The 11,708-nt window shown below is 66.8% G+C and carries 9 protein-coding genes and 1 pseudogene; 2 read left to right on the top strand and 8 right to left on the bottom strand.

Going from position 1 to position 11,708, the window contains the following annotated elements:
* The first annotated feature begins 238 nt into the window (after positions 1-238).
* Positions 239-2,851 (top strand): hypothetical protein, encoded by a 2,613-nt coding sequence (locus DD1DGNOD_RS07725; RefSeq protein ID WP_131769766.1) that lies wholly within the window; start codon positions 239-241, stop codon positions 2,849-2,851.
* Between the two features lie 29 nt (positions 2,852-2,880).
* On the opposite strand, the gene DD1DGNOD_RS07720 is transcribed toward DD1DGNOD_RS07725, so the two are convergent.
* From DD1DGNOD_RS07720 to DD1DGNOD_RS07695, 6 genes are all read right to left on the bottom strand, one after another.
* Positions 2,881-3,801 (bottom strand): hypothetical protein, encoded by a 921-nt coding sequence (locus DD1DGNOD_RS07720; RefSeq protein ID WP_131769765.1) that lies wholly within the window; start codon positions 3,799-3,801, stop codon positions 2,881-2,883.
* 18 nt (positions 3,802-3,819) lie between these two features.
* A complete protein-coding gene (locus DD1DGNOD_RS07715) occupies positions 3,820-4,560 on the bottom strand; it encodes a vWA domain-containing protein (protein WP_131769764.1) in 741 nt (246 codons plus the stop codon).
* Between the two features lie 47 nt (positions 4,561-4,607).
* Positions 4,608-5,747: a protein kinase domain-containing protein gene (locus DD1DGNOD_RS07710; protein WP_131769763.1), complete on the bottom strand. Its 1,140-nt coding sequence runs from the start codon at positions 5,745-5,747 to the stop codon at positions 4,608-4,610.
* Between the two features lie 11 nt (positions 5,748-5,758).
* The gene (locus DD1DGNOD_RS07705) at positions 5,759-6,610 is read right to left on the bottom strand and encodes a protein phosphatase 2C domain-containing protein (RefSeq protein WP_131765901.1); all 852 of its coding nucleotides are present in this window, start codon (positions 6,608-6,610) and stop codon (positions 5,759-5,761) included.
* Positions 6,607-7,257, bottom strand: a complete 651-nt coding sequence (locus DD1DGNOD_RS07700) for a vWA domain-containing protein (RefSeq protein ID WP_165036511.1) — start codon at positions 7,255-7,257, stop codon at positions 6,607-6,609. Before DD1DGNOD_RS07700 ends, DD1DGNOD_RS07705 begins: the two co-directional genes overlap by 4 nt.
* A 121-nt stretch (positions 7,258-7,378) precedes the next feature.
* Positions 7,379-8,449: a hypothetical protein gene (locus tag DD1DGNOD_RS07695; RefSeq protein ID WP_131765899.1), complete on the bottom strand. Its 1,071-nt coding sequence runs from the start codon at positions 8,447-8,449 to the stop codon at positions 7,379-7,381.
* Between the two features lie 452 nt (positions 8,450-8,901).
* Here DD1DGNOD_RS07695 and DD1DGNOD_RS07690 point away from each other — a divergent pair, with 452 nt between their 5' ends.
* Positions 8,902-9,216 (top strand): type II toxin-antitoxin system PemK/MazF family toxin, encoded by a 315-nt coding sequence (locus tag DD1DGNOD_RS07690; RefSeq protein ID WP_241251312.1) that lies wholly within the window; start codon positions 8,902-8,904, stop codon positions 9,214-9,216.
* A gap of 378 nt (positions 9,217-9,594) precedes the next feature.
* Here DD1DGNOD_RS07690 and DD1DGNOD_RS07685 read toward each other — a convergent pair whose 3' ends face one another.
* Positions 9,595-10,230 (bottom strand): hypothetical protein, encoded by a 636-nt coding sequence (locus DD1DGNOD_RS07685; RefSeq protein WP_206443018.1) that lies wholly within the window; start codon positions 10,228-10,230, stop codon positions 9,595-9,597.
* Positions 10,231-10,869: 639 nt separating this feature from the next.
* Positions 10,870-11,708 (bottom strand): annotated as a pseudogene (locus DD1DGNOD_RS07675) (hypothetical protein); the annotation flags it as partial.

Genomic DNA, 11,708 nt, shown 5'->3' with positions numbered 1-11,708 from the left:
CCGCTTCGGCGGACGCCCGGTATCCGTAGGTAGAAACCGCCATTATCGCGATGAAAACGACCTAGCCGCTTCGGTAGCAAGGCTGTTGGCGACGAAAGCGGTCCGGCGAAGGCGAGGTGAAACCGTACCTTCGGGGTACGCCGGTGGGATGACATCGCCACGGAGACCGCCCGTACAGCCTGCTCCGTGGGCGGGTACCCGGCATGGGACGGCCGGGGGCGCCGACTACCCTGAGACAGTGCGTGATCTGGATGACCTTCTCGACCCCGGCTTGGACCATCTGGTGGCGTGGGCTCGGGAGCGGGGTACCACGTTGCCGGTCCGACCAGCCGGTGTCGTACTCGCCCTGCTGGTACTGCGTGGTGCCAGGGTCCGCGGCGGCCTTCCCGAACCAACCGTCGCCCTGATCCGCCAGATCATGGACGAAGACCTGCCGCAGCTCGTCACCGCCGATCCGGAGGAACTGCGGGCCTACCCCGACGTCCTGGCAGCCCTGATCGACCAGCGGCGGGAAGCCGGCCTGCTGAACGCAAAACGTCAGAGCAAGCTGCACACGGCATTACAGGAGTCGATCACGGACTACGAGCGGGCGATGACCGACCCCGTTCGCCTTACCTGGCCGCGCCTGTATGCCGGTCTGCTGCGCGCCGACGGGGTGGATCCGACCGACCGACAGGCGGTATGGCAGTGGCTGTGCGAATATCGGGAACGGCCGCTGTCACAACGCCGCGCCACATTGGAATCCGCTCTGGGCACTCCGGCCGTCGACGATACGGGCATCATTTCACGCCAGCGGACGGTCATCCTGGGGCTGCGTACCGAAAACGCCGAGCTTGTCCTGCAGGGCCTCCTCCTCACCAGGATCAGTGACATCCTGGACGCCACGGCGAACGGTTCGGTCCAGGCCGAGCCGGTACCGGGGTTCGATCGCACGACGATGGTCGACGACGCGACGGACGCCCTGCTGGACCGAGGTACCGCCGTCGGGCTGAGCGCCGCTCTGCGCGGCGAGTTCCGCGATCTGACTCCCCGTCGCGACAACACGGCTACGGTAACCGACCTGCTGATGCACGAGCTTCGCCGGATCCAGAAAGATATGAGTGGCGGGGACACCCACCTTCCCCCGACGGACGACGCCCCGGCCACGGAGATCGCCGAACTTCTCCGTTCCTCCGCGTTGCTGCCTGCGGCGGCCGGACTGGCCGAGTGGGTCGAGCAGCAGGGCGGCGTGACGGGCGGGCCCGATGCCGCTGCGCCGGCGGCCCGCGAGTTCGCGGCCGGGCAGCTGGGTCTGCCTCCCCAGGTCCTGGACGAGGTGTGGCGTCATGCCCTCGCGGTTGACCTGCTGCGTCCCGCCGACGGCCGGATCGTCACCGGCGGCGCTCTGCAGGTCTGGCGTGACGGTACTGCGGGCGAGCTTGTCCAGCTCGGTCTGGACGCCTTCGGCGCAGTCGCGACCGAACTGACCCATCTCGCGGAACGCGCAGAACAGGCCGACGTACCGAGCGAGGAGCGCGGCACCATCGAGGCCCTGGTCGAGGACCTCCCGTTCACCCTGTTCCAGCTGTTCGAGGATCCCGCCCCGGCATCCCTGGCCAGGATGGCCGCCGTGGCTCAGATGTGGGTGCTGCCCTACGATCTGGAAGAGATCGCCCAGCTGCCGCCGCTGTCCGCCCGGAACACGGTCACCCTGGCCGCGCAGCTGCGCCCACCCCTGCCGATGTCGTCGGACCCCGACCAGCTCACCCTCGTGTTCGGCGACGATGACGAATCTCTGCCCGCCGCCTACCACCTACCGGCTGATGACGAGCTCAGGCGTCTCCTCCGCCAGGGCGAGCTGGACGCATCCGACCGCACCGAGCTGCTGGGGATCGCTTACTGGCAGGCTCTGCTCGTCGACCGTTTGGCAGCACTCGGTGTCATGCAGCGTGCGGACGATCGGGTCGAGCTCACCCGGCTCGGCAGGGCACTGGTGCGAGTCGGCTTCCAAGCGGCCGGCGGGACCGCACTGACCATCGGCGAGATAGCCGCCGTCGACGCGGACGAGCTACTGCGATCGATGCCGTCATGGACTGAGCGCATCCGGCTACACGTGCTGCAGACCTGGCTGGACGCCCGAGGCGACATCGCCAAGGCCTGGCAGGAGCTGCTGGCGGCAATCGCTGGCAAACCGCACAGCCGCAGGGCCATCTTCGACCTGCTCGGCGTGCGGTACGAGACCGACCCGACGCGCGACCTGCGCCATGTCGTCATACCGCAGCTGCCTGCGCCGCTGGAAGACCCCGCGGCGGAACACGCTCTGCGGACCGCGCTTCACGAGGCTGTCGACGATCCCATAAACGGAGCGCTGGCTACCGAAGCCTTGCGGCTGCGCGGAGAACAGCCTGCTGACCCGCCCCTTTCCGCCCAGGCGGTGCTGCTGTTCGAACGCCTCAACATGCTTACCTTCGCCGAATATCGGGCTCGTCAACCCGCGGAATACGACACGCCTGACGAGGATGAGGTAGCTGACGAGAACAAGACGGCCGACGGGACGCAGGAGGCGGAGCAGGACACGATGACGCCGCCGCTCGGCTCGGCACTGTGCGTCGCGTTCGACCAGGCGGCGGCTAACTGGCCCGGCGGGGCCGGCGACCTGCTTCGGCAGTTCACCGCGGTCGCGCCGGAACTACCCGGATATGAAAACTTTCTGGAGACGCTGGGCCAGGCCCATCCCCAACCCGCGGTGGCGAAAACAGCCAGAACCGCTGCCCGCCAGGCACACAACCGAACACGATCAGGAGACGACGCGTCCACTCATACCCACCATCGCAAGCGGTCCAGCAGCAGGAAAAAGCGACGCCGACGGTAGAAAAAACGATGCCGCTGACGTGGAGCGCGTCAACGCCCCAGTGGCAGCGTCGTGGGATGCGAGCCCGCGCCGGATCGCAGGTACCGATACCAGGCAAGGGCTGCCGGACGGGCCTGTGGGTCGGTGGACAGGCTGGCCCGCACGAGGTTCACGCCGGTCCGGTCGAAAACACCGTCGACAACCTGCGTGGCGATGTCCGGTGTGACCGCTCGGCCGGGCGCGAGAATACGGGCGATGAACAGACCGAGCTTGAACAGGTCGGAACTGATCGACTGTGGTTCGTGCACCGCCGGAGGGAAGAAGTCCGGAGTGTGCCCCTGGTCGACAACCGCTGCGTTGCCGACCTTTCGTACCGCGTCACAGTCCACAAGAAGCACATCCGGAGTCGGTCGCAGGCGGTAGAGGACGTTCCGGGCGGAGATATCGCCGAAGACGATGCCCTGGTTGTGCAGGAACGCCACCAGATAGGCCAGCCGCAGGCACAGCCACCACCGTTGCGCACGGTTCGGGAATGGCAGGCCGAGCGCCCGCATCTCGTCGGGGCCGGCGAACAGCGACCGCGCTTCGCTCGGCTGGCGCTCCAGCCGTCCGGCCGCTGCCGGGAACACCTGGAAGAAAGCATCGGGTATAAGCCGCATGACGACCCCGAGCACCTTCGCACGGGCGAAGGCGCCGTCGTTGTCAACCACAATCCGCAACGGCCAGGTCAGGTGCGTGTCAAACCACAGGCGCTGGTCGGCCGGCAACGCCAGCCGCAGTGCGATGATGTTGGCAAGGCCCTGGGCCGGCACCCGCCCCACGACAGAACGATATTCCTTGTAGACGAGCGGCACCGCCACGTCAGGAAGATCGAATTCGGGCAGCCGGTAGATGACTGCCTGGCCTCCCCTGCTCAACAGATCGACCTGGCCGAGTCGTTGCCGCCCGACGGCGATGTCCTGCCACCTCACAGCACACACTCAGTAGACTCAGTAACGACTGTCCGGATCGATCCAGGATTCGGGCGGGTCGACGATAACCGTGTCGAGGGCATGGACGTCCGTTTCATCGATCACAACCATTTCCTGGTGTCCCGAGGCAACGACACTTCGTACGATGATCTCGGTCAGATTCTTGATCGCACTTTCCGGGCTGGCCAGCCGGCTTTGTATGAACAATGGTGCCGTCGGTGCCGGATGAGCCAGCGCCCGCATGATTCCGGGATTCGAGTCGGCGACGGCGCAGGGAATAATATGCGGCGTGGTCGGGCATTCCCTGAGCAGCGTGGCGAAGGCCTCCTCCCAGGCACCGGGAGGATCGTCGAAGGGTTCGCCGTCGCTGAGGAAGAACACACCGGGCCGGCCCACGACAAAACCGTCGGCCTCCAGCTGACGGTGGTCGCGGTCCACGGTGGCCTGTAACAGGTTGAATACGGGCGCATATCGGGTGCCGTCGTCACGGCACTCCAGACGGGGGAACGTCGCCGTGTTGAGCAAGTCGCACAGCGGAAGCACCGTTCGGCTGCCGCCGGCAAAGTCAATCATGCCGACCCGGACCCGGGCGGCGGCGACCGGATCGCGGGCCAACGCCTCCCCGATCCGCTGCAGAATGAGGTTTGCGGTGTCCAGACGCGGCCCGTCCATCGACTGCGAGACGTCCACCACGAGGTAGAACGGAATCAGGGTGGTTCGGGGATACGTGCTTTGTGGATACGTGCTTTGTGGGTGCACAGCTACCTCTACCTCCTTCTGCCGATGTCGCTTCTGCCGATGTCGCTCTACCGGGTGGCGACGGCGACGACCAGCAGCGCAAGGACCAGCAGGGCCGCGACGACGAGAAGAACCGTGGGGAACTTCGCGGCGGGCGCTCCAGCACCGGCTCCGGCGCCACCACCTGCGGCACCGCCCCCAGCGAGGTCCGGCAGTGCCGGGAACGGATCAAAACGGCCCAGCCTGCCCCGGGCGCACCATGGACATTCCGGGAGATGCCCGCTGTAGGTGTGAACCTTCCGGCTGCCGCACATTTTGACGTCGTCCCAGGCGAGGTCGAGCGCCTCGACCCATTCCTGCGCGGCTGGCCGCGACCCGGCCGTGCCGTGACCCGCCCCGAACGCCTGCCTGGCCAGCGCGGCGACCCGCGGCGGAAGGACGCCGGGCTCGATGGCCTCGTCCGGGACCTCGACCTCCCTGGGCGCTGTCAGGACGGTGATGCCGTACTGGATGTTCGTCTCGGGTGACGGGTCGACGTCCAGCGGCCGGGCCGGGATGCCCTGAAACGGATGGTCACCGCACAGCAGCAGCTGGCATACCAGCAGCGCGAGGGTGAACCGGTCCGTTTCGACGTTCTTGGGTCCCGCCAGCTCGGGCAGCAGCTCGGGCGCGGCATATTCCGGGGTGACGGTATGGCAGGCGAAAACCTCCCCGTCATACCGGAACTGCAGCGAGTCGCAGTCGAGAAAACTGATCAGACCGTCCGCCCGGACATGAATGTTGGACGGCGCGAGATCACCTATCACGATCTCCTGATCGTGCAGGATCGCAACCAGCTGGCTCAGATTGCTGGCCACCCCCAGCAGAAATTTCCAGTCCTTGTCCGGGAACTTCGTCAGACGGGTGTAATGTTCGAAGAAAGTGCTCAGCGGCTGATGGTCGGAACGCCGCATGACGTAACCGAGAACCGCCCCGGTGGAATCACGGGCGAGATCCTCCGGCCATACCAGCACCGGATGACCGGAAACAGGCTCGACGAACTGTGACGCATTGAAGGCTCGAAGCATGTGCTCGAGCCGGCGGGTACGCTCGGCATCGGGCTCCCGGTAGATTTTCACGGCCTGCCGGGGATCGGCGTCCACGGCATGGACGATCGACTCTGTTCCGCTGCCGAGCACGGTCGAGCAGGTCAGCCTGCGCCCGTTCACAAAAATCTCCGTCACCGACACAGGACTGCCACTACCAGCGTCGTGTCGTCCTGGGTCACTTCGGTGACCGCCTCCCGTAACAGCAGACGGACGAGTCCGGAGGCGTCGAAATGGTCGTCGTCGAGCAGTCTGAGCACGGTGTCGATGACCGGTTCCCTGGCCACCGCCAGCCGGCCGTCGGTGTCCCGCCGCAGTGCCACGGGGATCAGACCGTCGGTCGACACGAACACACCACTGATCCAGGGGTCGTAGACGGCGTTCACCCGGACGGCCCGGCTCGTGTCCGAGGTCAGGAAGACCGCATGGGTGGCATGCTCGGCGTCGGCGGTCCCGGCGTCGAGCAGGTGCAGGTTGGCCTGTCCCCCGTCACCCGTTCGGATGACGATGAAGCCGTCTCCGATGCTCAGGTAGCCGATGACGGGATGGGCGAGCACGACGACCGTCAACGTCGTCGCGAACTCGTCGACATGCTCCGGCCCGGAAACCGCGGCGACGACCCGCCGGAACTCGGTGACTATCTCCTCATGCGAGGCCGCCAGGATCTGCCGTAGTTCGGGCGCGGTCGTGGACCGACCGGCAGCGTGGATCCGATCGCGCACGAGCCGGGTGGCGATCGCGACCGCGAGCCGGGAACCCTCGGCCGATCGGGGTGCGGATCCTGCGCCGTCGGCCACCGCCAGCACGTGGACGTCGGGAAGGGGTCCCCGCTCGTACAGCGAAAGGTGGGCGAACGAGTCCTCGCACCATTTCCCCTCCCGCACGTGTGAATATCCCTGGACGCTGGCCCCCCGGATACGCCAACGATCGGGCCGGCCACCGCCGGCGTTGCGTTCCACGGCCACGGGCTGCCGGTCGGGAGTCACGCCTGCCTCGGCTGGTAGCCACGCAGCTTGTAGTTGGGATCCTCCACGCTTCTGTCCAGCTGCACGAGGATGTCGCTGAAGTCGAACCGTCCGTACATCATGTTTCGCTCCGGCGCGAGCTCACGCAGGGTTTCCTGGCCCTGGTCGTCGATGGGCGGGATGCCGATCGCGAACAGAGCCAGTTTCTGGGCTGCCTCCAGGGCGCGGATCTCGCTCGTCAGTGGCCGCCAGTCCAACGCCGGATGCCCCTGCTCGTCGGTTGGCCGGCCGTCGGTGACCAGCCAGACAAGCGGACGTTTCCAGGTCACCTTGTCCTGAGCTAACTGCCGCTTGCGCGCCTCGATGACCGAGATGCTGAGCCGGACCGCCTCGACCAGCGGTGTCACGCCGTCGGCGGTCAGTTTCGGCGGTCGGAAACTGTGGGCCGGTACGAACGGAGTCCGGTCGCTGCGCGGATCGAAGCTCTCGCTGCCACGCCACTTCCGCACTCCCCCAGCACCAAAAGTGATGAGTGCGAACTCGGTGGTCGTCGCCATCTTCTCGCCCGCCTGCATACTGCGCGCCCAGCTGGCGAGCGCATCGTTGAGCCTGCCGATCGCCTCGCCACGCATCGAATACGAGGTATCCATACACAGGACTACGAGCACGCGGTGACTCGGCCGGGGAATAGGGATGTTCCCGATGACGTCCCGCGGCTGCTGGCGATCCGTTGCCCTGTCAGAGCTGTTACGAGGTGCCATTTTCTGATGTGTCCCCGTCTCCCAGTTACTACGGGCGAAGCCCGAAGCGGCCTTGCGCCGGCCACGCCTGCAGTCCGTCCACCTCGTGCATTCTCAGCCGCACCTGGTCGCCGACGCGGGGCCGGCCCGACCCCGGACCCATCCAGGTCGCCCGGTAGAGTCCGCCGTCGACCGCGACGTAACCCTGCGGGTCGAAAGGGGAATGCACGATACCGAGTGGGCTGACGGACACGTTCGGCGGCGCGACAGGAGACGCCGGCCGTGAGTCGATCCGCTCGCCGTCCTCGTCGTCCGCACCGCCGTCGTCCTCGTCCTCCTCGCTGTCCTCGCCCTTGCGCAGGAGGCCACGCCACCAGTCGGCTGCCGGCGAATCACGCTTTCCGAAGACGGCGACGCCAAGCCCGAGCAGTACGACAACGATCACCACATAAGCCCAGGAAGGCACTGTCGAGTCGTCCTGCCCCGGTGGGGACGGCTCCACTGGCGGAGGGGTCAGGTCGGCCGGAACAGCCGACGCGTCCACCAGCAGCGCCCGCTTGAGCATGACGTCCAGGAAGAAGGGGTCGCTGTTGGTGGCGTACATCCCCGAGGCGCGTTCTGTCTCGGTACCCGCCACCTGCTCCTGGCACTGTTTCGAGCAGGGCGCCTTCTGCTCGCTGTTACGGGACAGCGCGGCACGGGCTTCGTCCGCGGCCGCGAATCGGTGGTCGGCCACGGCCAGCAGCAACGAGCCGGCCGTCCCGAGGTCAGGTTGCGCACCTGCCTTCGAGCGGCTGCGCAACGCGACCTGGACGGCGAGCTTGGCGCGACGATCGAAGATCGAATCCAGGACGGTCGGGGCACCTCGGTCACCGACCAGGGTGGACGTGCCGGTCACCCGCGCCACAACGGCTCCGCCGCTGTCCGGGATCCCCTTGAGCAGGCTGTCTAAATTACTCAGAGTAGCCTGGTCGACCTTCTCCGGCAACTCCATGACGCGCAGCGGGAACGTCGACTCCTGGCCAGGTGTCGACGCGGCTGCCACGGGAAGCGCGGACACCAGCGGCACGGTCAACCCGGGGGTGACCAGCCCCATGATGATGGCAATCGCCCCGGTCACCGGTAACAAGGTCCGGATCGGGACCCGTAACCGGACCGGACGTCGCGCCGGAACGCTCCCCGTATCCGTCACGGGGTGATGATGGCCGCCTCGCAGCACCGAAACCCCCCGCTTATCTGCTGCCGTTTGTGACACTACAGGTCACTGTAGTCAGCGGAAAACCAGCATAGTGCCCCTGAAGACCCAAACCTCCCAGACCTGCAGGACCGCTTCGCCGACCGCGCGGGCCCCCGCCGTCCAGACGGGTATGAGCCGCCAGCATGACTGACATGCCACGTCCGAGAGGAGCGGGCCGCACTGGCGGCCTATGACCGCCTGCGCGCCGACGAGCGGGAATGGGCCTCCTACCTGGAAGAGTCACAACTCACCGACAACGCCGCCGGCGACTGGCTGCGGCGAGACGGTGCTGTCGGAACAGCGTGAGAAACGTTCGGCCGTGGCAGGTGTGAATCGTGGACTTCGGCCATCCCCTCGGCAGCGAACAGGCAGGCATGCGGCCGGCAGTCGTGGTGGCGTCCGAACTGCGCTGCCGCTTCCCGATTGACATGACCATCGTGGTGCCGACAAGCGCCCGGGATCGCGGGCTCCCCCACCACGTACCGATCACCTCGCGGGAGTCCGGCCTGAACCGGCCGAGCTGGGCCCGCACCGAGGACATCACGGCCATCTCCACCAGGCGCATGCCCAGTGATCAGTCGATCGGCGAACTGGCCCCGACCGAAACGAACGACGTTAACCGCTGGATCCACCGGATGATCGCGCACTGAGCGGACCAAGCAGACCGGTGCCGCCAGCGGCGACACCGAGGCTATATGATCACGATTCTCTTCGCGCGACCGGAGGCTGTCAGCACCGAGCTGCGCGGTTCAGGCACCCCTTCGGGCAGTCTGCGGTGCGCCAAGATTTGTCGCCAAGGTTGTCCCGGCGGTGTGGTCTCCAGCTCGGGATGGCCCATAATCACGCTGGGACAGCGGGTCCGGACACGCACCCTTCGGAGGGCAACCATGGAACACGACAGGTTGGACGGCCCGCTGGCCGCGGGAACCGTGCGCCGAAACGCGGTCGGACGACCAGCCGCACCGATGCCGGACAAGGAGGAAGAATCCCTGGCAGCCACCTGATCCGATCCGGAAGACCTGGGGCCGTCACGAACCCACCCCTGGCGGCCGGGCCGCGATCAACGCGGGAACCCAACTGGTTGCGGTCACATAGTCTGCGAGTGGCAGAGCTATCAAATGGGCGAGGAAACGTAGGTCGGCGAGGATCACGGCGAGGTCGAGGCGGAACAGAGGTTCGTGGTGCGCGGCACGGTTGCGCACCACGTGCATTCGACCGACCCGTCCGTCCACGTCGCGGCGGTCGGTGCCGGAAGGAAACGCACGGTGCAGATAGGGAACCCACAGAGTCTTCTCGTGGCTTGCGGATGACAGATAGCGCCAAAATCCAAACCCTAACTCGGCCACGATCTTTCCGGGCTTCGCGGAAGGTCCGCCGGCAGCTCTGATTGCCGCTGTGACAGCATTTCGGGGCTTGGCGTTGACGTCGATACGGCGTCCGGACCTGGTACGCAGCAGCGGGACGAACATAGCGGTATCAGCTGTGTAGATCCAATGCCGGGAACCCTTCCAGGCCGCGCACAGCGCAGAGTCATAGGCGTTGCGCAGCCCGATCTCGAGGTGGCACAAGTCGTGGAGGAGAGCGGCTGCGACACGCGCGTTCCATTCATACAGGACCAGGGCAGCCAACCGGTCCCCGCCCGCAGCAGCCAGGTAAGACGCCAACCGAGGCGACGACAGCCACCGGTCAACCCATCCCCCGACTGCGGGCCACTCCGATGCCGGCGACTGGGTACTGCCTGCATCCGCCGTCCCGCTCCTCGAGGTGCTACGATCGTCAGCGAACAGCCCCGGTGGACCGCTGGCCTTGGCCATGTCGCCGGGGCTACGACGTTCCGGGATCTGATCGGTGTCCTTTGGTGGGGTCACGGTCGCTCCAGGCAAGTGGTCTCATGGCATATTTGGCGCAAGAGCCCGCGTGTATCTCCACGACCTGGGCTCGTACCCCGTCACCGGGCGGCATACGCGCCTACGAGTTCCCTCCGGCGAGCCGATATGCAGCTAGTATCGGACGGTAGCAGACCTTTGGCGTACAGCCGGCAACCGGGCCATGCAGGCCGAGGCGTTTACCACCCGCACGGACGCGTTCTTCACGCCAGACCGATTGATTCGATCCATCAATGCCAGCTGGCCGGGGACTGCTGGCGCACGAACTCGCCAACGTCGTCCAGCAGCCGGCCGGCGCGGGCAGTCCCGGTCGGCATGATCAGCCGCTCGGACGACCCGGTCAAGCTGGAGGCCGCCGCGGTCAGCGAGCAGGTGGCCTGCCAGGACGCAGCGAATTTCCAGCGCTACCATCAGCGATCAATGTGGATCTTGCCCGTTCCAGTCGAATACCCATGACCCTCTAAACGCGCAGGAGGGTGACGGTGCGGCCGGCGGGGCTGGTGGCCTTGTCGAAACCCGGTGCGTCCGGTGATGGGAGCGGCATCGGGTCGACGGTCGAACAGCACGAGCACACCGTGGTCGAGGTCGAGCCGGTCGAGGTAGCCGTCGAGCTGGGTCAGCCCTTTGGCGAGAGGGTCGGGTTCCCCGGGGGCGCCACACCTTGAGCTCGACCGTCTCCCGCTGCCACCGACGGATGCCGTCCGAGCCGGCCCAGGGCCAGCGCACCAGCAGGTCGATGGCCTGCTCCACCTGCTCAGCGGTGATCGACTCCGCGGTCGGGACGCCGATCTTCTCGACGACCTCACGGACCAGCGCGTTGACCAGCCAAGGCTGCCCGGCGGTCAGCTCGACCGCCCGGTCGACCGCGTCCGGGGTGAACTCCTGCCCGGTCTCGGCGGTGTGCTGGGCATACAGTTCACCGACCTCGCCGGGGGTGAAGTCCCCCAACCGCAATGACTCCAGCTTGATGTTGAACGGACTGGCGGTACCCAGACGGGACGGATCACCCCCCGCGGCCGCCTGGCTGGCCAAAGGCTGCGCGATCATCGTTTTTTCGCGCAGCCGGAGGCCCCAGCCGGCACAGTCCCGCACGTCCCGCAGCCCGCACAACACCACCGACGCCGGGAACGCGGCGGGACGCTCGCTGAAACCGGCCCGCAGCTGCCGCAGCACGCTGATCAGGCTCTGCCCGCGCAACGCGTCGATCTCGTCGAAGAACAGCACCAGCGGCCGGGGACACATCCGCGCCCACGCCG

Source organism: Candidatus Protofrankia californiensis (assembly GCF_900634765.1).
Lineage (GTDB): Bacteria > Actinomycetota > Actinomycetes > Frankiales > Frankiaceae > Protofrankia > Protofrankia californiensis.
Note: the sequence above shows the minus strand (reverse complement) of the source record. Positions and strands in the feature narration are given on the sequence as shown.